Here is a 20,570-nt window from a genome sequence, read left to right as displayed (position 1 = left end):
CTAGTTATTAGCTACCACTTGTATAAACTGTTCCTGTAGGTCCAGCAGTTGTACCACCACTGCCTCCGAACATTGTTACCCCGGTTACTCCTAAAATAGAAGGTAGGAACAATAAGGCCGCAGCGATAAAAACTAAAGCAATTGGTGTACCTATTGGAATTTGGGTCGGGTTATCTTTGTGCTGTTTAAATTTCATAATAGCACCAATTGAGAAACCCAATCCGGCCAGGTAAGAACCCGCAGTTATTAATTTTGTCAAGTTTGTAAATGACGAGGTAATCGTTGATGCCATAGTCCCTATCGATGCTCCTGCAGCAGCATCTTGACTAACCAATGCCAACAAACTTAAGCAAATGAAACTGCTTAACCAATATTTGTAACTAGATTTACTAATGACTTTACTCTTCACCTTTTTCTCCCCAATTTAAATTACAAAAAAATTAACTAAAATTAAAATCGTGCCCTGCCTTGTCTCACGATGTCCCATATAAAGTGTTATTAATCATCTCAATTGTACCTACAATGTTGATTGCCAATATTCCTCCAAAAACATGCATTAAGCCTTTTCCCGTTCCTCCTGGTGGTTGTCCTTGTGAAGCAGAGCGCGCAATCAACACCCATCCTCTTACGAAGGCAATTAAACCGATGACCTGAATAATAATTGTCAAAGGCCTCCCCACCACGCTTCCAGTACCAAATAATGTATCAAGTGCCGCATTACTGCTGTTAACTGGAGCATACTGGAGGACATTTTGATACCCAAAGGTACTTACCATTAATGATGAAAACGCCGATGGAAAATAAATAAATATCGCACCAACCAGCAAATATACAATGGGTTCTTTCATACTCGTATTACTTGACATCATAGTCCGGGCTTCACCATATGTCTTTAAACTATAGACTGCTTTAAATAAAAATGCACAGCCGATTAGGTATGCGCCGCCTGTAATCATACGTTCTACAGGAATCAACGAATTTGCGACATTAGTTAATATATTAACCTGACCCGATATCCAGCAAGCAACTGTTCCGCCCGTACATGTATCAGCCATACAAACACCTCAACTATCTTCTTGACTAAATCTAATTACTCGCCCTGAGCTGGTTAAAACCCGACCCTGTATAGAGTCAATAAGCTTAACTAACCCATACCCTGCGATTTTTGATCCTTCTCTTACTGTAAGTGTAGAACCATTTGAGCCAATTAGCCAAGCCCGACCAGGAATTACTGCATTTATATAGTAAATTACTTGTGGAGATGCTGGTTTTATATGAATTACTCGCTTAACAGGTTTAGGTTTTGTCCGCTCTATTAATATATTAATTACTTCTGATTGCTTCACAACCTGATTATTCAAATCACTAATCACCTGATTGAGTTTTGTAATCTGTGCATTTAATGTGTTTACATTATTATTGATGTTGCTTACTTGCTGATTCATTGAGCTTACCTCAGATTGAACTGTTTGTTGGCTCGACTCAATAGACGCTACTTTCTGTTGTAACGCCGTACTCTCTTGAACCACTGGCGGAGGTGTCTGTTGGACTACTGGTTGTTGAATTTCCGGTTGTTGCTGAATTGGTGCAGGTGGAATTTCGGCTTCCTTCGGCTGTGGTGATATTTCCGCTATAGGAGCAGGAGTTTCGGTCTCTTTAGGGATAGGAGTCGACTTGGAAAACATCCCGCCGATAAATTTATACATCAACATCGCAAAAATAATTATACCCACCGCAATTAAAGCATTGCGTTTGATATTTTTGGGAGGCTCCCTCCCCCCTGATCCCACAGAGGTAGAGCTTGTTGAATCAAACTCTGAACTCTCAAGCGGTTCGTTCTCAAGAGAATCTAATTCAGCGAACTTATACTCATCATTTTGATCATTATCTGCCATTTTTACCTACCATCAAATTAAATAGATTTTACATCCTGAGTAAATAAAACCCCCACAGGAGTTCCTGCATAGACCTCAACAGTTGTAGGTGTATTAAATAATACTTGTGCTTGCTGCCCCCATGTCTTACCAACGGTAGCCAAACCAATCACAGCATTTTCTAGTGTAGAACGACCAACACCATTAGCAACGGTTACATTATTGCCGCCACCTGTTCCTCCAATGGTGACCGTGGTATTCGCAGACTGAAATGCATTACCAAAGCCCTCCAGAAACGAAGAGGCAAACAATGAACCATATCTCAGTAAATAATGGTTATTTGTTTTGCTGGAAAGGGCGGTTCTTGCCGTATTTGGATCAATTGCATAAGCAGAGATTGGAATTGTTTTTGGAGCGCCTGGAATTGACATCGTATTAAACGTAATAACCATTTTATTGGCGTTCGACGGTAAGTTAAAACTACCGATGAGCTTGGTACCCTTAAGTCTTCCTGAAACGATACTCGCAAGAATAGGACCTGGCTCATCACTATTCACTGCAGTATCAATTACAGCGAAAAGCACGTCGCCTGTTCTAATCATATTTACTTGCGTTGTAGATTCAGTAGTCGTTGTAGACTGAGCACCACCTGGCCCTCCAGGACCAGCTCCGGCAGCCACCACTTTCTCATCTTCCTTATTTCCTGCGGTATAACTTTGTGAAGGTACATTTTTCCAATCTGCAATTAATTGATTCGCAGCCGTTAGCATATCAGAAGTTTTTTGCTGGATTTTTTGTTGGTATTTTTGTTCAGCTTGCTGCTGATTTTGTCTGTTGATAATGGCTTGCAACTGTTGATTACTCGCAGCAGAGCCAGGGAGGGTTACAGCATCTCCACCTGATCCCTGGCCTAATGTGGGCACTCCACCAATGTTAAATGCACCTTGCTGAATATTCGGCGCTCCCAAGCCTGCTACTTGTGAGCCATCAGGAGCAGCCTGAATATTTTGCAATTCTGCTGCGCTATATCCAGCATTTCTTAAATCAGCGGCGCTAAACCCTGCATCAGCCAACTCTTTAGCACTAAAACCCGCTGCCTTCATTTCTGCCGCTGTAAATCCTGCATCTTTTAGCTCTTTGGCACTAAATCCTGCATCTTTCAATTCTTTTGCATTAAAGCCAGCATCTTTTAAGTCTTTGGCGCTAAAACCAGCATCTTTTAAGTCTTTAGCACTAAATCCTGCTGCTTTTAATTCCTTGGCGCTAAAACCAGCATCTTTTAAATCTTTAGCACTAAATCCTGCTGCTTTTAGCTGCGCAGCTGTAAAACCTGCATCTTTCAAATCCTTAGCACTAAAGCCAGCATCTTTTAAGTCTTTAGCACTAAAGCCGGCGTCCTTTAGCTCTTTGGCGCTAAAACCAGCATCTTTTAACTCTTTGGCACTAAACCCTGCATCTTTTAAATCTTTAGCACTAAAACCTGCCGCTTTGAGTTCAGCAGCTGTAAACCCGGCATCTTTGAGCTCTTTAGCTGTATAACCGGCATCCTTTAGTGCCTTTGCAGAACATCCAAGTGTTTTCTTAATTGTCAGTGCGCTAACTCCTGCCGCCCGTGCTTTCTTCAATGACTCAACACTGCAATCGGCAACACGTCCTGCTGCAATTATATCTGCCGGAGTTAGTCCAGCATTTTGCAAGTCCTGGGGACTAAACCCAGCAGCCAACAACTGTGCTGGGGTATATCCGGCATCAAGTAAAGACTGTGCATTATAACCTGCATTTTTTAATGCTTCAGCGCTACATCCGTTTAATTCTTTAATACGCTTAGCAGAAACACCTAATGCGAATAGCTTTTTCAGATTCTCTGGATTACAACCAGCAGCTTTGATTTGTGCATCAGTAAGCGGAGTTGCAGCAGCAATTTGCTGTGGCGTAAAACCAGCGTTTGCTAATTCTGCGTCAGTAAAACCAGCGGCTTTTAATGCTTGAGCACTGCATCCAGCGTATCTTTTAATTAGAGTGGCACTAACACCTGCTGCTCTTTCTTTTTTTAATGCATCAACATCACAACCCGCTTTTTTTACATCATCAGGAGTGATGCCCGGCGGCAATTCATTTTCGGCCGCTTTTATATCTGCTGCAGAATAGCCTGCCTTAGCAAGATCATCTGGTGTGAATCCAGCATTTAATAAATCTCTGGCTGTATACCCCGCCGCTTTTAATTCTTCAGGAGTAAAACCCGCTCTTTTTAAATCTGCTGCACTAAATCCTGCATCACGCAATTCTTTAGCGGTAAAACCAGCTGCTTTTAGCTGTGCTGCACTGCATCCACTGATTCGTCGAATTGCCGAAGCAGAGACTCCCGCCTTACGTAATTTAACTAATGCATCAACATTACACCCAGCTTTTAATACATCCGCAGCAGTCATTCCGGCCGGTAAACCACTGGCTCTCGCTATCTCCTCTGGAGTATAACCAGCTCCTTTCAATTCATCATCAGAAAAGCCAGCATCTTTCATTTCTTGCGCAGTAAAGCCTGCATTACGTAATTCACAAGCATTAAAACCACACTCTCTTAGTCTTGAAGCTGTATATCCTGCATCTTTAAGTTGCCTGGCATTAAATCCTGCAGCTTTTAATTCTTTACAGGGACAAACTTGATTTAGTTCCCTTAAAGTATAACCACTATCTTTTAATTGTACGCAGCTACATGCCCCCTTTAAATCAACCAATTGCGCCCCTTGGCTAACAACTTGATTCACTGCAGTCTTGGAACAACCTGCGTTTTGTAATGTTTGTAGCCAAAGACTTTTTTGTGCTCCCTCCTCATTTTCACGAGCTAGTGTTGCAAAACCCACTCCAGTTTGCCCACCTTGGGAACCAATGACACCAACACCCTCACCCAATGCTTGAGTTCTGATAATTGTTGGAATAGCGCTTCCACCTGTTTGCTCTGCTTTTGCTGCCTGGCTAACATTTTGCTCTTCTTGTAATTTAGCATATTGGGCAGTTGGGTTAAGAACACCTGGAATGGATTGGATAGCACCCGGAGTACGCCCAACAGTTGCAACTGCTGAGGGTCCTGTACCAATCGATCTTAATTTTATATACCCTACCACTATAGCGATTACTATCAGTACCATAGTAAAAATAATAATAACCCGTGTCCGAGTATTGGAAAAAAGCGACTTTATATTTTCTTTTCTGCCAGCCATTTATAACCCTTCTACCTTGAGCTGCATGACCTTCCCATGCCAGGAAACTAATAACACCGGTGATTTTTGCATTTCATAAGCATGCGTCCCATCTGCGCTGGTCATACTTGCCAACCAGCCCGGCGACAATATTGTCAGATTGGTTCTAACATACATCCTGTCGTTAGCTAACCATGCACGTGCATCTCCTCCAGTAATGCTTAATCGTTTACTTCCAGGAGGAGGCACACCATCTAAAACATGAAGAAGCAATTCACTCGCTGAGGGAGGAATGCCTGTTTCCAGAGGCATGGTTTTAGCATTTGGTCCAAAACCTTGAACACGCAAATCAACTCGGTAATCTACTGCTTTTTGTCCTGGTATAAGCGTTAGCATTACCGGGGTATTTAAACCTCTCAAACGGACAGCTAAATTACCATAATTGTATAATTTCATTGCTTGAATCATTATTGTATTACTTGTTTTATCCCATTGGATATTAAATGAGTTTGGATCCCCTAAATCATAAGCCGCAATAGGCCATGGTGCTCCGGATGAATCAAGAAAAACCAGTGAAGAAACAAACCCCTGGGCCAAACGAATGACGGGCGGAGTTGAGCCAGGGGACAAATTCACAAATTGAGAAGTTGCTGTAGGCTTTGGCGGGGTACCGGCGGGCGAAGCCTTGGCATATTCCATAGTCTCACTTATTTGTCTTAAATGAACAATTTGCTCCGTACTCAATGGATAGATATTTCTTGTCATATCTTTAAATGCTTTATTGTCAATAATCTCTTCATCATTTTGGGTTATTGGTGCATTAGGATTAGGTGCTGCAGCCGGTGGAGGAGTTTGAGCCGGAGCAGGTTGTTTATAAATATTATTTGCAAGAGGGATAGGAATATTTTGCCCTTGATTTTGTGCAGGTGGAGGAGCTTGACCAGGAGCGGGAGCTGGAATTTGTCCTGGTGGCTGATTTTGTCCTGCTGGTTGATTTTGTGATAAACGTTGCTGCAATAAGCGTAACTGTTGTAAGGCTTGTTGGGCACTATCGTTTTGTTCCTGGGCATAAGAAGCAACAGGAATCCAATAGGCTATTCCATACATCACACAAAACTTTAAAAACCAGTTCAGCTTTTTCATTAAGACACTCCACCTGCGGCAGGTCCTACAACAAATTGCGATATACCTATTCCCCTTGGCGAATTTAAAGTGGAAACACGGGTGATTAACATAGTAACCACATTATTTTGCTGAGTAAATTCACTTGCACTCTGGTATGTTACCAATATAGGCATTTGTACTCGCCATGAAAAACTTCCGTTTAATACGCCTTTTTGCAAGATAATAGGGGCTCGTGTTGCTACAGCAGAAACGATCAGTTTTTTAGCCTTCACTGCATCCAGATTATTTGATTGTTGTAAAGCACTTAGAAATTGATCCCAACCTTCGGGTGTAAAAAACCCAGATGAAGCCTGCAATTCATCTCGATAGTTAACGAAATTATAGGTAAATGCAGCAATAGCAGCCTGATTTGCCCATTGCAATACCGCAGAATCTGATTGGTTTGGCTCATTCAAAGGAAACAGTGGGGTGATCCGACCATTAATACTAGTTGCAAAATATTTAGGCGCTGGAGGATGGGTAATCATGTACACTAATAGTGCTGCCAGGACTATATTGACAATAAGAGCAATTAACAACGCAAGTATTACTTTACGCTGACTGTCTTTATAAAATTTGTTTCTTAGTGCAACAACTGTTAAGGCGTCTTCAGCCATAATATCCTCTATTTATTGCTTATTGTGGTATCAATTTATCTTCCTCATTCTCTGCGGGTGGATCAGGAGGAAGTAACGCGTTCGATGAATAATTCGGAGCCATAAGAGGCTGCAACTGGATAGGGGGGGCTACCCCACTTGTTGCATAAAAAACTCGCTCAGGCTCTGTTAAATGAATGTAGACGATTAATAGTCCAAAAATGCAATTCAGTAACAGAGAAATAATTAACGCAATTAGTCCACGCCTGTATGAGTTAACATAGAAATTCTTACTGCTTTTTATGACTTCCCACGTTTCACGACTCATTCTTTCCCCTATGCCACAGCTCTTCTGAAAGTAATTTCTACTCGTGCATTTATTGAATTATCACCACCTTTAGTGTACCCAATAATAGGTTTATCACTACCTAATCCTTGTGTAAAGATAAAACGGCTATCTACTCCTTGAGACCATAGGTATTCGCTAACGACTCGCGATCTGGCTAAAGTCAATGCATGCTCTCTTCTTGGCGATACATATTTGTTACTGTAACTGGCTACATTTATGGCAATTTTACGAAATTGTATTAGAAATGCGGCAACTTCATTTAATAATGGATAAGACTTCCATTTTAGGCGCGGTGTTTCTGGCTCAAACAAATAGCTCGCAGGAATGCTGATCATATAATCCTGACCTATTGTAATTACTTTAACCCCTTTTCCATTTAATTTTTTAGCAAGCTTCATGATGGTAGCATCACAGGCACCAAGAACTTTACATGGATATTTGGGCTCGTCTTTCTCCATTGCCCAATAATCACCATTACAGGCGGTCAGCGTCAATAAGGCAATCAATCCAACAGCCTGAATTAGATTAATATGTACTGATCTCACTCACATTCCTCATATTTCAAATGACCAATTAAAATGATTCTGACTGTAGTTTTATTGTGTGTTCCATCTTTAAGAAAAACATACAAATCATTACGTTACAATGAATTCAATAAAATAGCTATTTTTTTAAAAATTTATTTATTGCTTTACATTCTTTTGAATAAAAACAAATCGCTCAGATTTATTTTTTCACAAAAGGTTCTAAGAAAACAACGTGTTTAATTTGCCAATTTCAAGAGTCTTGTCTTGCGCAAAGGTGAGTTTTTCTCGACGTCGGAATGAAGAGATATTAGCCATGAATACACATGGCTAAACTTCTTTTGAGGTATATGGTGTTGACGATAAAAACATACAATGAAGTTATAGATTATTCTTCACCTTTGTTCTTTGCATTTTCACGTTCGCTTGCAATTTTTCCTGACAAGGTTCTTACCAAATCAGTTAACTCATCTGGAGCAATAAAATCTCGCTCTTCAGGAGGGTAACTGGTTGCCAACTGGAAGTCCTTAATAAGTTCATTTGCAACCGTGCCAGCATATTTATCTTTTGCTCCAGCTAAACGTTCAATATTCATCATCTGATTACGTGTGTCATTAATAGGAAGCAAGGACTCAGAAAATGCGGCCTTATCACTAACTAAAACCGGAGGATCTCCTGGGCGTTCTCGTAAAGGACTAAATATTGTTAACGCACCTTCAACTTCTTCTTCAATTAAATCCTCAACAGGTTCTGGTTCATTATGGCCATGGAACGCAATTAAAGCAGAAACACCACGTTCTATAGGCTCTTCTATAGGTGATTCACGCAATAATTTGGAAATAAGCGTAATTTCTTCGCTTTCTGCTGTTTTATTAATTGATAAATCGCCACTTTCCAAAATTTTCTGAAATGAGGCCAATTGCTTTTGTAACCTCATTAAATAATCGTCTGGTGGAGCTTCTACTTTTAAGAACTGATTTAACTTTAATTTCTTAACCGGTTTAGGATTCGCATAAAACATGCGGGCACGAACAATTTTTGACTTGAAGAATATATGTGCTTCACCTTCTGTTTGTTCTTTGAGATCCAATAAGTCAACGCGAGCCCTCTTTTCAAACGAAGAACTTTTACTGTCCATATACGTATTGGCCATACTAGTGTCTTTAGCTTGAAATGAATCCACTTTAGTTACATAAGCCTCACCTGCTGTTTTGGTGAAGAAATCCCAGGTTTCTGTAGGATCTTCTAATTTCATACATATTTTAATGTTTGTGTTTGCACCGATAGATGCCGCTTCTTCTTTAGATGCTTTTTGGAATGCAGGTAAATCTTGCCCTGCAAAAATTGCTGAGAAGCCAAGAGAACGCGCTTGCGCAGGAACCACTGCAAACCCTTGAACCGCATAATATCCATACTCATCAAGAATACACATATAGGGTGTAGGTGCATTTGTCGGTTTTCGCAAGATTACATCTCGATAATCCCCTTCAACGTCTTCCCCCAAACCTGCCGCCATCATTGCTTTCAATGAAGAAACAATAATTTTACCAAGGTTAGATAACTCATCAGGAGATTTTTCTAAAGCAGGTAATAGTACGACCAAAATCCTTCGATTCAATACTACGTCCTTAAAATCTACCTCTGCGAGGTTAGTACGAACGATATGTCCATAGGTATCAGCCAAGGATGAAAACGCCCTTACCAGCTGCATGGTAATAAAACCGTGTTGCTCCAAAACCTGTGATACTTGCTTTCCTTTTTTCTCTTTGTTGTAACCTGGCAAAGTACCTAAGTAGTTACGTAAAGGGTCTGTAACCAATTTTGGAATCTGTTCGATATTAACACTTTCTTGATTATCACGCGGAAAAATTTTATCAACAACAATGATTTCTAAGCGCGTTAAATCAAAATAGTTACGGATGGTATCAGCATCCAAAAGTATTGCTCCCTCATCACGCATATAAACTAGAAGACGCATCAAGGCTTCTACGAAAGCGATAGCACGACCCTTCCACATATCACCATCTCCGCCTCCTTTTGAATCACCCATCAAACTCACTACAAGCTGGGTTAACATACTGGAAGAACCTTGAGAAAAGGGGTTAAACGTATTAGACAGTCTTCTTTCTTGTGGACCAATAATATCTCGTGCACCAGTCATAAAGTTAATCAAAAGCAAATCGTCTTCACGCCCCATGCTCCTGACCATGGAAAAAACTTTAGCATAGAGTGAGTTATCACCTTTACCGTCCACATAAATAAAACCACTGCCTTGTACTAAAGCATTAAAAGCAAGGGAAACCAAACATTCTGTTTTACCGCTACCGGTTGAGCCAAAGATTAACGCATGGGTACGCATATCATCATTGGCAAACCATAATTCATGTCCTGTTTTACGATCATTACCAAAAAAAGCGATTCCACGAGCCATATTAGGCTTGTTAACGCCTGGCTTCATATCGTTGTAATCTTTTACACGAGATATTAGAGGAAGACGGAAAGGTAATTTTTGTTTCCGCGTATAACTATAAAGAAAGCTTCCAGCACCTACAAGCATCAGGAGCGTTGCTGCCTCGGAGAAATAATAGGACATTGCTGACAAAGTGAAAAGTATAATCGAAATATTCGTTGGATCAGCGAAGAAATCAGCCAATCTCTGTGTCAAAGTCCGCGTATCTCTAAGTAAGAGGGTAGGATCTAACTCATGACGTGAATCAATACCGCGCATCATGGCTCTAACTCCTGCATTTGTCGAGGTGATAACTTAACTTCTTTTATAGCAATTTCCAAAGCCTTAATCGCCTCATCTATCATAGGCACCAAAGAGCGTCGTCCCATTTCTTTCTCTGCTTTCCAGTGAGCGAAAGGTCCTGCAACTTCTGAAAATGGTGTTTGTCTACCAACACAATTAAGCATATACCATAACCGCCTATCAACAGGTCTTAACCATAAAAATTCAGAACTTGGAACAACCCCATCCATCCGGGCTTTTTCAAGCAAAGAAGCCATTACACTTAAAGTATAGGCATGTTTTGTAACAACTTCCTGGATAAGCTCGGTATTTTTATACTTTTCTATGGTAGGCCTAGCGATACTATAATCAGGCTTTCCGGCAACATACGATTTGTCTAACGTTGATAAAATAGTGTTAGCCGCATCCCTGTCTCGGTTAATACGGGCAAGAAACACAGCCGCCAATGCATAAGCCTGGGGTGAACAATGCTCAAATCCATCCCAGTAAGGACCTAGTTGCAAGGTAAAAACTCGTTTTGCATCTCCTCTTCGTATTCCGGCTGTCATCTCTTGTCCGGGTACTGGATCGTCGAGTAGCACATCTTCTTTTTTTAATAAATTGTACTTACGCGCAAATTCCATTGGCGTCAGTGCCATTGCCCAAGGACCTTGATTTATATCTTGGTCTACTAAATCTTCTTTAACTACAGGCATAATTGCAGGCCAATTAAATTGCTCCTGTTCGCGCAATTTTTTCATATCATAAGTTTTACGGAATTTCAGGGTAATATTTGACTGATACAAAACAACTGCCATAACCAGTAGGACAAGAACTACAGGATAACGCATGAAGTCGCCAACAGCACGTGTTGTATCTAAAAGCTGCTCCCAATTTACTGCATTGGGATCAATTGTTTGCATAATTTGAATCAAACTCGCCAGTTGCTCACTATGAACAAAAAAATTAACAAGTTTTGCTTGCCAGATGTTAATTTGAAAAACAAACATTACAATGTACTGATGTCCCATTTTCCAAATAAAAAACACAGTAATGAATAATAGTACCATCACCCATATTGGGCCCATGCCACTATCTTGACCTTGTTGTTGCGGTTGTTGTGCCATTGGCGATTACTTTAAAAATAGTTTGTTTCTTTTAAGTATATACTGCTCTAGGATATTTTTGCGAGAGATTCGCAAGTAATACTTTTGATAACTACAAAGAATAGGGAAAAACAGAATCACTGTTCTTTGCTCAAACGCCCGCGTGAATACTTATAATTACCGCTTAGATGAACAAAACGGGTAATGTTCTCGACATCTAAAGCCCTATCTTTTAACGTAAGTAAAGGGCTGCCTAATTTGTCAATCAAAGTTTTATCCGCAGAAAGACGAATAATATCATTTTGATTGATGTAGATACCGACATAAGCCTCATTCTGTTTGTTTTCTTTTGATTTGATTAAAGCTTTTACTTGATCTTCATTTGCATAAATGGGGCGAGAAATCATTTGTCGAGGCAAATTGGCAATTATTCTTTCCCAAGACTGAAGATTAGAGCCATCTGAAGAATATAAAGAAACAAAAACCTCTTGCTGGCCACTCCTTAAAGCAAGACGGTTCGCTAAATGAGTATCCGCTCGAATTTGTGCTTGACTGCGCGCACTAATTTTTTTTGCAAAATTATCGCGAATTCCAATCAATCGATTACCAATTGACCTTAGAAAGTTTGACTTATCCCAAGGTCCGTTTTCAATCGCATAATCTAATGCTTTCAGAATTGCTTCATTATGCTCTTTAGTGAAATTATTTTTTTCCATAAATCCAGATTAATTTTAAGAATAAAACGTCTGCAAAAAATCAGTGCAGTACTATGGAGTATAACAGTAATTTCGATTATATAAAAAAATAATATCCACAAAGAGCTTAGACGCTCTTTGTGAATATTTAAAAAAGAATGATTAAAATTTAAGTTTCGAACCCGTACTTATATTTTTAAATTAGTACTGTTATCTTCTTCTTGAGTTACCCCTTGAGCTACCTCTTGAGTTTCCTTCATTTGTTGGAATGTTTCTTTAAACTGTGGCTTGTCTGCTTGGTTTGTTTGGATTGTTTGCAGAGCCTCTTTTGGCAATGCCTCTGGGCCTTCAGCTATAACCTTATTTATAATTTTTAGTGTTTCAGTAGCCTCATTAAGAGCTGATGTATCGACCCCTCGGGTTGACATCACTAGTTCCATTTTCTCAATGGGTCCTGTGCATCCAGCTTTAACCTGGGCCTCAACTTCGCGAACAGGATCTCCTTGTTCACCAGTACGATCGTGTTTAAAAAATCCCATAACGTTACCCCTAAACCATAAAAACTTTAGTTAACCTAAGTCTATCAAAATTAATTACAAATGCACCCAAAACTACCATTACTTACGATTTCTTTACAATATATTTTAATAAAACACACCTAGTCATACATTAATTCATCCAAAGGGGTATAATCACGGCTTGGACCACCTTGAATCAACTCATTTAATACATCAGTCATACACAACAACCGTAAAACATTAGGTGTAACTTCATCAAAAACGACTCTGAGCCCTAACAAAGCTCCTTCTGCCTCATCAAATGTAGCTCCCAAGCCATACCCAAGGCATAGAGAACACAATTGATCGGCTCTTTTCGCAATTGCTGGCAACAAACCCGTATCTGCAAAAACCTCCTCATAACTCACAAATCTATCATTAAGATAAAATTTTGCATTTAAACTTGCGGCTATAACTGACATGCATTTACTAATATCACGTTCCATACTATCGCCACCACGGTTTTGAAGACTTAATCGACCCTGCCAAAGTACTCCTTATCCACCTTAAAAAAACCGGGACTGTAAAACCGTAATGTTCAATGATGCCAAAAAAAACTGCAGAGATTAAAACCAGTATCCCTGTCCAAACCCTGATATGCATTAGAAATAAAAAAATTGGAAACGCGGCTCGGGCATCAACTATAAAAAAACGAGCGCTTCGAGCGGAATCCCGCCAATGTGCAGTTTCAGCAAATCCTGCCATATGCAAGCCTCAAAAAAATAATACTCTTTCTAAAAAGTATATACCTAAATGTGGGCTTTAGCATCGTTGTTTTTAGTAAAATTAATAATATTTTTTACAACGATTTTTAAATATTATGCTAAGAACTAACATTCAAAAAATAGCCCTCCCCGATAGGAAGAGGGCTTAATGACTACGGATGATTGCTTATTTTTAATACGGATGACCACAAATTACTTTTTATCCATCGGAGTATATCCCTTTGAAAAGGACGGACCTAAAATGTTGTTTAGGACTTTTTTCATTTCTAATTCCTCAGATGGCTTTGCAGAGGGGGTTAATTGAGGTACAGCAAATTCTTGTGCAACTTCCTCTATTTCCTGCGAGACATCCTTATGACGGGAATTACTCTGTCCAGCAGCCAGTTTTCCTAACATTTTAGAAGTACTGTATTGACTCATCTGAACTCCTCTTATTACACCTATACTAGTAAATTAGCATAAACAACTTAAGGAATTATTAACACAATTATTTTTTTTATAAAAAATACTATTGAGTAGTGAGTCTATTTTACGTTATGTTAAAACTGCCTATAAGAAAATAGGTTCAATTGTCATTTATGGATGAATGCAATTGCTCACCTGACAGAAAGAGTCAGAGCAATTGAGAAACGATGGAGTCTAGGTCTGTGACTCCGGAAAAGGAGGATATATGGCTAAAGGTGAAGTGAAATGGTTTAATAATGCCAAAGGTTGGGGATTTATTATTCCAGAAAATGGTGGCGATGATATTTTTGTTCATTTCTCATCGATTCATGGTACAGGTTATAAAACATTAGTTCCCGGACAAATAGTCAATTATGATGTAGAACAAGGTGACAAAGGTCTACACGCAGCTAATGTAATGGTGCTAAATGAAAATGCTGAGGTTGAAACGGCTTAATAAATTTAACGCAGTATCATCGAGGTGCTGCGTCCATAAGCCACATAAGAGTAAATTTTGAACAAATAATGAATTAAAAACCGTCTTCATGTATGATGGCCTTATTCTCTTTAAGGTCGGAAAATTGCTGATGAAGCATGGTTTATTACTTATAAATCTTGGCACCCCTAAAAATTCAGATACCTCATCTGTCAGGAGCTATTTGCGCGAATTTCTTACCGATAAGCGAGTCATCGATCTCCCTGCCTTGCTTCGATATATCTTGGTTTATCTGTTTATTTTACCTTTCCGCTCAAAACGTTCTGCCCGTGCTTATCAATCCATATGGACTGAACAAGGTTCTCCCTTACTTTTCCATAGCCAAAATTTAGTGACCGAGGTACAAAAGGAAGTGGGTTCAGAAAGCGTAATTGCTCTTGGAATGCGTTATGGGAGCCCGTCTATCGCCCACGCTTTAAATCAGTTAAAGCATTGCGAATCCATCACTATTCTGCCTTTATATCCACAATATTCATCAGCAGCTAATGGCTCATCCATTGCTGAAACCATGCGTATTCTCAGCTCCTGGGATTTTGTCCCATCAATCAAAATAATAAGGGATTTTTTTCAACATCCAGCCTACCTTAAAGCACAAGCTCAAACCATTAAAACTTATCTTCAAGAGCAAACGCATGTTCTTTTTAGTTATCACGGAATTCCAGAGCGCCAAATTACAAAAAGAAGTTGTACATCAATTTGCATTGAACCCTGTCCTGATTTAACAGATAACATCCAGGGATGTTATAGAGCCCGATGTCATCAGAGCAGTCGTCTATTAGCAAGCGAATTGGGCTTATCTACGAATAATTACAGTACCGCCTTTCAATCAAGATTGGGTAAAACACCATGGATAAGGCCTTATACGGATCACATTCTTGCTGAATTGGTTGCTAAAGGGATTAAAAGACTGGTTATTGTTTGTCCTTCTTTTGTTGCTGACTGTTTGGAAACACTGGAAGAAATAGGTATACGTCTTAAAAAACAATGGATAACACTTGGTGGGGAAGAATTAACTATCGTTCCTAGCATGAATAGTGATCCTGCATGGATAAAAGCCATAATCACAATGGCCCAACTGCAACCCGACTCCCAATTGAGGAGTATTTCGTGAGTCTGAACTTAATCACCCTCATAATAAGAAATAGCCTATCCTCCAAATATAAGGTAATTGGTTTATCGAGCATACTTTTTACCGTCTTAAGTATATATTATCTATTTTATTATCACGCACAAACCTCACCTCCCCCAGCCCCGAAAATAGTCGAAACAGTGACTGTAGCACCGACTACAATTGAAAAAACAATAAGGCTCATAGGAACTATTCGTCCTAAACATGCGACTGTTCTTGTTGCCAAAGGATCGGGTATGCTGGATACACTCATAAGTTCAGGACAAACAGTCGAAAAAGGGGATTTAATTGCTAAAATAATTAATCCAGACATTGAAAGAAGCTACAAACTCTCTAAAGAAACAGAACAACTGGAAAACACACAATATCAACGCTTTAAAAATTTGCAAAAACCAGGATTTGTGAGTACAAGAGAAGTCGAAGAGAAAAAAAGAATCTGGATCGACTCACAAAAGGAAAAGGCAAGAACCAAAATCGAGCTCAAAAACATGCGTTTTTATGCACCATTTGACGGCATTATTGGAGCATTTAAAATTAAGGAAGGAGCACAAGTCACCGAAGGTGCACCGGTAGTCACCATTTATGATCCTAACTCATTAACCGTTGAAATTGATATTCCCTGTACGAATAATCACTCAATTAAAGAAAACCAACCAATTTATATATTAAACAAACTTTATCATTTAACCCATGTACAAAAAATGATAGATGATGAAACACATATGTGCCCCGCAGACGTCGATATTCAATGCACTGACTGTCTGGTTGGTGCCAGCGTATCCGGCCGGCTCGTAGTGAATAAAAAAACAGGAGTATTAGTCATTCCAACACAAGCATTATTTCTCAAACAAGGAAAAACACACGTTTATAAGGTTGTTAATAAAAAAATAGAACTTGTTCCTGTCAAAACAGGGATACAGGAAAAAGATCAGGTAGAAATTATTTCGGGATTAAAATCAGGGGAAAACATAGTAAGTAAGAGCCCGGAGCGATTATATCCAGGACTGGAAGTGTCAATTTATAAAGGTTAGCTAGCCTCTTATGAAATTTACAAGCTATTTTTTAAAACATCCAGTGATTGCCATTATTCTTAATAGCATGATCCTGCTCTTGGGAATATTATGTTTTCATTCATTATCCCTGAGAGAATATCCCGATATCAGTTTTCCGGTCATTACTGTGAATACTCATTATCCTAATGCCAGTCCAGAATTAGTGGAGTCTGTGGTTACTAATGTGCTCGAGGACCAACTTGCTGGCGTAGAAGGATTGGAGTTAATGACTTCACGTTCTAAAGCAGAAAAATCACACATTACCTTACGTTTTCGTCCAGGTTCTTCCATGGACAAAGCGCTAAATGCCACCCATGAGGCAACACGCTTGGCGCAAGCACAACTGCCTACCACAGTAAAAGCACCAATAATCGAGCGTCAAAGACAAACAGATGGTTTACCATTTATAGGTATTGCTCTAGAATCGTCTTCTTTAAATTTTGGCGAACTGACACATTATGCCAATTTGAATCTAAAAAACGTGTTCCGGAGTCTTAAAGGAGTTGCCTCAGTTGATGTATGGGGACAGCCTTTTACTTATTCCATCCAATTAGATCAAAAGAAATTATATGCATTTGGAATTAATGTCGATGAAGTAGCCAATGCAATTGTCAATAACCGCTTATCTCTGCCTGCGGGTAATTATCAAAACAAAATCCCTACTACACTTGATTTTGAATTAAAAACCCCTGAAGACTATGAAAATCTGATTATCAAAACCCAAAACCATTATCCTGTCTTTCTTAAATCTTTAGCTCGAATTCAATTAACTACAGACAATAATCAATTCCGCGTAAAGGTCAATGGTCATTCCGGTTTGGTGCTTGCTATTAACCGTGCAAACGACGCAAATCCCATCGAAGTATCCCAAAATGTACGCAAGGAGTTGGATGCCTTAAAAAAAGGCCTGCCCGACGACATTAAAACTAAAATCATTATTGACCAATCCGAATTTATTAAAGCATCTCTTAAAAACATTCAATCTTCTATTCTTGAATCTATTTTCTTAGTCTTAGTCATTATTTTTATCTTTTTGCGGAATATACGCGCCACAATAATTCCCTTAATTGCTATTCCGATTTCACTTTTAGGTTCTTTATTATTTTTAAAATTTGCAGGCTTTACTATAAATCAAATGACTCTCCTAGCGATGGTATTGGCCGTTGGTCTAGTTGTAGATGATGCTATTATTGTTCTTGAAAATATATGGCGTCATATTGAAGATGATTTATCTCCTATGGATGCGGCACTTAAAGGATCAAAGCAAATCGGTTTTGCTATTGTTGCCATGACCTTAACGTTAACTAGCGTTTATGTGCCTATCGCTTTAATCGATGGCATGATCGGTCAATTGTTTATCGAGTTTGCAGTTGCTCTGGCAGGTAGTGTATTCATTTCAGGAATAGTTGCTCTGACGCTTTCCCCTTTGATGTGTGCAACATTTCTCCATAAAAATACAAAAAATTTATGGCCCGCAATAGATAGATTCCTGAGTAAACTAGCTCAGTATTACTATAAGTTGCTGAGTATCATTATTTATCGAAAAAAAACCGCACTTCTCATACTTACCCTATCACTAAGCCTAAGTCTGCTCTTTTATAAAGTGATGCCTGGTGAAACGACACCAAAAGAAGATCGCGGTTTAGTAGGAATTTATACTCCTCCTGTATCTGGAGATAACTTAGATACGCTAGAAGCCAATACAAAACGATTGCAACAGTCCATAGGTAAAGTCCCCGAAGCAAAAAATACGTTAACCTTTCTAGGAAGTTGGGGTAGTAGTATCGTCATGCCTTTAGAGGCTCATAAACAAAGAAATCGTTCTGCAGAGCAAATTGTAAATTCCTTAAAATCCAAAACAGAACAATTACCTTCAGTCGATGCCTCCGTATGGAGCTGGGATTCTGGATTACCTGGGGTAGAGGATGCCCGCAATAACTCGGAATTGGAACTTATTATTTCTACTACTGAAAATTTCCGTCAATTATTTAACGCAACAGAACATTTTAAAAAAATACTGGATCAAAGCAAAGAATTTGCCTCTACTCGCTATGACTTACGCCTTGACTCCATGGGATACTCTGTAAATATAGATAAAAATGCCTTAGCTCAGCTTGGATTAACTCCGGCGCAATTGGCTAAAACAATCGAAGTTTTTTTCAGTGGTGATAAATCCATGTCTTTTCAAAAAGACGGCATATCTTATAACCTCACTTTAGAAGGATCTTCTAAACCCTGGACTTTAAACGAGCTTTATCTTACCACTCCTTTAGGAAAACGCGTTTCTTTAGGCGCAGTAGCCCAAATGAAAAGACGTGCACAACCAACTGCATTGGAGCATGTTAACCAAATGCGCTCTACAACTTTATATGCCCAATTACCTGAAAATCAATCATTTAAGAAAGGAATGAATAAACTCATGAAACAGGCAAAGGAAAACCTTCCCAACCAATATAAATTGAGTTGGGCAGGCGCTGCGAAAGCATATAATGAATCATCGCATACTATGGTTTTGTTATTCGCTTTAGCTATACTCTTTATTTACGCCATTCTTACAGCACAATTCGAGAACTTTGTTTATCCATTCATTATCCTGTTCACCGTGCCCTTAGCCTGTTTTGGTGCTTTGCTTTTTGCTTACTTATTTGGCCAATCCCTAAACATTTTTACCCAAATTGGGCTAGTTACTTTAGTAGGATTAATCAGTAAGCATGGTATTTTGATAGTTGAATTTGCTAATCAATTACAAAAGGAAGGCTTTAGCTTAGCAGAGGCGATAAAAAAATCATGCTCATTAAGGTTACGTCCTATCCTCATGACTACTGGTGCCATGGTTTTTGGTGCCATCCCCTTGGTACTGTCTCATGATGCGGGAGCCGAAGCCAGACATGCCATAGGTACCGTGCTTATTGGGGGCTTATGCATAGGTACATTGTTTACTTTATTTATACTTCCTGCCGTTTACTTCATGATCTCAAAAATAATTAAAAAAACTGAGAGGGAATAAGATAATGATAATCATTGTGATGTATGGTCAGATCGGTTTACCATGTCAAAATTAAACTCATCGATTCGATGATTCAGGATATTTGACCATGCATTTACTTTTTGATTTTGATGGAACAATAGTAGACAGTTATGATTGCGTCATTGAAGCAACTAATTTATTAGCTGAACAATTTAACTATAGGAAGATCAAAGAACATGAAATGGAGCATCTGCGCAATCTTTCTTCAAGAGAGTTAATCAATTTTTTAGGGGTATCCTTTTACAAAATACCATCACTAATTCGACAAATTAGACATCTTTTACACGATCAAATGGCAAATATGAAACCAGTTGCCCATATTGCCGCAATATTAGAGATTTTTTATAAGTCTGGGTGTCCCTTAGGTATTCTAACCTCTAATTCGACTGATAATGTTCTTATATGGCTAGAGATGTATCAAATTCATCATTTTTTCAGTTTTATCCATGACGAATCGAATTGTTTTTCTAAACGACATTTACTAAAAAAGACATTAAAAAAATACAAAATTGATAAAAGCAATGTTTTTTACATAGGTGACGAAACTCGAGATATTGAAGCCGCAAAGAGAAATAATATTCAGTCAATTGCTGTTACTTGGGGTTATAACTCAGAGAACATCCTATTAAAACACCAGCCAACTTATCTGGCGAAGCAGCCTGAAGATCTATTAACTATTTGCTTACACAACCAAAATATACCCCTTAAGTGATACAAGAAACCAATCAAATTTTCTACAAATTTACATCTTGTTTTTACTTTGGGTGAATGTTATTGACGCAGGCTAAGGCCCCTGATTTTTAAAATTATATTAGAAAAAGATCAGTTAAATTCCAGATTCGGTCTCGCTATATCCAAGTGAACTGCTCCCAATAAGTACTCCTTGAATTTTCCTATACTCTGCTC

Annotated in this window: 20 protein-coding genes; 5 read left to right on the top strand and 15 right to left on the bottom strand. The window is 39.0% G+C overall.

Annotated features, from left to right (window positions below):
- Positions 1 to 7: 7 nt before the first annotated feature.
- From Lpar_RS06670 to Lpar_RS06595, 15 genes are all read right to left on the bottom strand, one after another.
- On the bottom strand, positions 8 to 409 hold the full coding sequence (locus Lpar_RS06670) for a hypothetical protein (RefSeq protein WP_058517210.1): 402 nt from the start codon (positions 407 to 409) through the stop codon (positions 8 to 10).
- Positions 410 to 473: 64 nt separating this feature from the next.
- A complete protein-coding gene (locus tag Lpar_RS06665) occupies positions 474 to 1,055 on the bottom strand; it encodes a hypothetical protein (protein WP_058517209.1) in 582 nt (193 codons plus the stop codon).
- A gap of 9 nt (positions 1,056 to 1,064) precedes the next feature.
- Positions 1,065 to 1,895: a type IVB secretion system protein IcmG/DotF gene (gene icmG, locus Lpar_RS06660; protein ID WP_058517208.1), complete on the bottom strand. Its 831-nt coding sequence runs from the start codon at positions 1,893 to 1,895 to the stop codon at positions 1,065 to 1,067.
- 17 nt (positions 1,896 to 1,912) lie between these two features.
- Positions 1,913 to 5,089: a type IVB secretion system protein DotG/IcmE gene (dotG, locus tag Lpar_RS06655; protein ID WP_058517207.1), complete on the bottom strand. Its 3,177-nt coding sequence runs from the start codon at positions 5,087 to 5,089 to the stop codon at positions 1,913 to 1,915.
- On the bottom strand, positions 5,090 to 6,211 hold the full coding sequence (locus Lpar_RS06650; RefSeq protein ID WP_058517206.1) for a DotH/IcmK family type IV secretion protein: 1,122 nt from the start codon (positions 6,209 to 6,211) through the stop codon (positions 5,090 to 5,092).
- Positions 6,211 to 6,849 (bottom strand): type IVB secretion system apparatus protein IcmL/DotI, encoded by a 639-nt coding sequence (locus Lpar_RS06645; protein WP_058517205.1) that lies wholly within the window; start codon positions 6,847 to 6,849, stop codon positions 6,211 to 6,213. The genes Lpar_RS06650 and Lpar_RS06645 overlap by 1 nt, the downstream gene beginning before the upstream one ends.
- A 19-nt stretch (positions 6,850 to 6,868) precedes the next feature.
- A complete protein-coding gene (gene icmM, locus Lpar_RS06640) occupies positions 6,869 to 7,156 on the bottom strand; it encodes a type IVB secretion system protein IcmM/DotJ (protein WP_058517204.1) in 288 nt (95 codons plus the stop codon).
- A gap of 8 nt (positions 7,157 to 7,164) precedes the next feature.
- On the bottom strand, positions 7,165 to 7,722 hold the full coding sequence (icmN, locus tag Lpar_RS06635) for a type IVB secretion system protein IcmN/DotK (protein WP_058517203.1): 558 nt from the start codon (positions 7,720 to 7,722) through the stop codon (positions 7,165 to 7,167).
- A 367-nt stretch (positions 7,723 to 8,089) separates the two neighbouring features.
- On the bottom strand, positions 8,090 to 10,432 hold the full coding sequence (locus tag Lpar_RS06625; protein ID WP_058517201.1) for a TraM recognition domain-containing protein: 2,343 nt from the start codon (positions 10,430 to 10,432) through the stop codon (positions 8,090 to 8,092).
- Complete coding sequence (gene icmP, locus Lpar_RS06620; RefSeq protein WP_058517200.1) at positions 10,429 to 11,559, bottom strand: type IVB secretion system coupling complex protein DotM/IcmP; 1,131 nt, start codon at positions 11,557 to 11,559, stop codon at positions 10,429 to 10,431. The genes Lpar_RS06625 and icmP overlap by 4 nt, the downstream gene beginning before the upstream one ends.
- A gap of 116 nt (positions 11,560 to 11,675) precedes the next feature.
- Entirely contained in the window at positions 11,676 to 12,254 is a 579-nt protein-coding gene (gene icmQ / locus Lpar_RS06615; RefSeq protein WP_058517199.1) for a Dot/Icm secretion system protein IcmQ, read from the bottom strand.
- Between the two features lie 167 nt (positions 12,255 to 12,421).
- Positions 12,422 to 12,772: a hypothetical protein gene (locus tag Lpar_RS06610; protein ID WP_058517198.1), complete on the bottom strand. Its 351-nt coding sequence runs from the start codon at positions 12,770 to 12,772 to the stop codon at positions 12,422 to 12,424.
- A gap of 119 nt (positions 12,773 to 12,891) precedes the next feature.
- Positions 12,892 to 13,236: a type IV secretion IcmS family protein gene (locus Lpar_RS06605; RefSeq protein WP_019233476.1), complete on the bottom strand. Its 345-nt coding sequence runs from the start codon at positions 13,234 to 13,236 to the stop codon at positions 12,892 to 12,894.
- Position 13,237: 1 nt separating this feature from the next.
- Entirely contained in the window at positions 13,238 to 13,495 is a 258-nt protein-coding gene (gene icmT, locus Lpar_RS19245; protein ID WP_058517197.1) for an IcmT/TraK family protein, read from the bottom strand.
- 212 nt (positions 13,496 to 13,707) lie between these two features.
- Complete coding sequence (locus Lpar_RS06595; RefSeq protein WP_058517196.1) at positions 13,708 to 13,935, bottom strand: hypothetical protein; 228 nt, start codon at positions 13,933 to 13,935, stop codon at positions 13,708 to 13,710.
- A gap of 250 nt (positions 13,936 to 14,185) precedes the next feature.
- On the opposite strand from Lpar_RS06595, the gene Lpar_RS06590 reads away from it, so the two are divergent.
- The 5 genes from Lpar_RS06590 to Lpar_RS06570 all read left to right on the top strand — a co-directional run bounded on the left by Lpar_RS06590 (position 14,186) and on the right by Lpar_RS06570 (position 20,376).
- Complete coding sequence (locus Lpar_RS06590; protein WP_058517195.1) at positions 14,186 to 14,416, top strand: cold-shock protein; 231 nt, start codon at positions 14,186 to 14,188, stop codon at positions 14,414 to 14,416.
- Between the two features lie 130 nt (positions 14,417 to 14,546).
- Positions 14,547 to 15,566 (top strand): ferrochelatase, encoded by a 1,020-nt coding sequence (gene hemH / locus Lpar_RS06585; protein ID WP_058519192.1) that lies wholly within the window; start codon positions 14,547 to 14,549, stop codon positions 15,564 to 15,566.
- Positions 15,563 to 16,615 (top strand): efflux RND transporter periplasmic adaptor subunit, encoded by a 1,053-nt coding sequence (locus Lpar_RS06580; protein ID WP_058517194.1) that lies wholly within the window; start codon positions 15,563 to 15,565, stop codon positions 16,613 to 16,615. The genes hemH and Lpar_RS06580 overlap by 4 nt, the downstream gene beginning before the upstream one ends.
- 10 nt (positions 16,616 to 16,625) lie before the next feature.
- Complete coding sequence (locus tag Lpar_RS06575) at positions 16,626 to 19,643, top strand: efflux RND transporter permease subunit (protein WP_058517193.1); 3,018 nt, start codon at positions 16,626 to 16,628, stop codon at positions 19,641 to 19,643.
- A gap of 88 nt (positions 19,644 to 19,731) precedes the next feature.
- Positions 19,732 to 20,376: an HAD hydrolase-like protein gene (locus Lpar_RS06570; RefSeq protein WP_058517192.1), complete on the top strand. Its 645-nt coding sequence runs from the start codon at positions 19,732 to 19,734 to the stop codon at positions 20,374 to 20,376.
- Positions 20,377 to 20,570 lie beyond the last annotated feature (194 nt).

Origin of the sequence: Legionella parisiensis, assembly GCF_001467945.1 — a bacterium.
Lineage (GTDB): Bacteria > Pseudomonadota > Gammaproteobacteria > Legionellales > Legionellaceae > Legionella > Legionella parisiensis.
This window is presented reverse-complemented; position numbering and strand designations above follow the sequence as displayed.

What these genes read in the sequence shown, in the direction of transcription:
- Lpar_RS06590 (WP_058517195.1), top strand. Translation starts at nt 14,186, where the DNA reads ATGGCTAAAGGTGAAGTGAAATGGTTTAATAATGCCAAAGGTTGGGGA.
- dotG (WP_058517207.1), bottom strand. Translation starts at nt 5,089, where the DNA reads ATGGCTGGCAGAAAAGAAAATATAAAGTCGCTTTTTTCCAATACTCGG.
- hemH (WP_058519192.1), top strand. Translation starts at nt 14,547, where the DNA reads ATGAAGCATGGTTTATTACTTATAAATCTTGGCACCCCTAAAAATTCA.
- icmM (WP_058517204.1), bottom strand. Translation starts at nt 7,156, where the DNA reads ATGAGTCGTGAAACGTGGGAAGTCATAAAAAGCAGTAAGAATTTCTAT.
- icmP (WP_058517200.1), bottom strand. Translation starts at nt 11,559, where the DNA reads ATGGCACAACAACCGCAACAACAAGGTCAAGATAGTGGCATGGGCCCA.
- Lpar_RS06575 (WP_058517193.1), top strand. Translation starts at nt 16,626, where the DNA reads ATGAAATTTACAAGCTATTTTTTAAAACATCCAGTGATTGCCATTATT.
- icmQ (WP_058517199.1), bottom strand. Translation starts at nt 12,254, where the DNA reads ATGGAAAAAAATAATTTCACTAAAGAGCATAATGAAGCAATTCTGAAA.
- Lpar_RS06570 (WP_058517192.1), top strand. Translation starts at nt 19,732, where the DNA reads ATGCATTTACTTTTTGATTTTGATGGAACAATAGTAGACAGTTATGAT.
- Lpar_RS06610 (WP_058517198.1), bottom strand. Translation starts at nt 12,772, where the DNA reads ATGGGATTTTTTAAACACGATCGTACTGGTGAACAAGGAGATCCTGTT.
- Lpar_RS06625 (WP_058517201.1), bottom strand. Translation starts at nt 10,432, where the DNA reads ATGATGCGCGGTATTGATTCACGTCATGAGTTAGATCCTACCCTCTTA.
- Lpar_RS06650 (WP_058517206.1), bottom strand. Translation starts at nt 6,211, where the DNA reads ATGAAAAAGCTGAACTGGTTTTTAAAGTTTTGTGTGATGTATGGAATA.
- Lpar_RS06595 (WP_058517196.1), bottom strand. Translation starts at nt 13,935, where the DNA reads ATGAGTCAATACAGTACTTCTAAAATGTTAGGAAAACTGGCTGCTGGA.
- icmT (WP_058517197.1), bottom strand. Translation starts at nt 13,495, where the DNA reads ATGGCAGGATTTGCTGAAACTGCACATTGGCGGGATTCCGCTCGAAGC.
- Lpar_RS06665 (WP_058517209.1), bottom strand. Translation starts at nt 1,055, where the DNA reads ATGGCTGATACATGTACGGGCGGAACAGTTGCTTGCTGGATATCGGGT.
- Lpar_RS06605 (WP_019233476.1), bottom strand. Translation starts at nt 13,236, where the DNA reads ATGGAACGTGATATTAGTAAATGCATGTCAGTTATAGCCGCAAGTTTA.
- icmG (WP_058517208.1), bottom strand. Translation starts at nt 1,895, where the DNA reads ATGGCAGATAATGATCAAAATGATGAGTATAAGTTCGCTGAATTAGAT.
- Lpar_RS06645 (WP_058517205.1), bottom strand. Translation starts at nt 6,849, where the DNA reads ATGGCTGAAGACGCCTTAACAGTTGTTGCACTAAGAAACAAATTTTAT.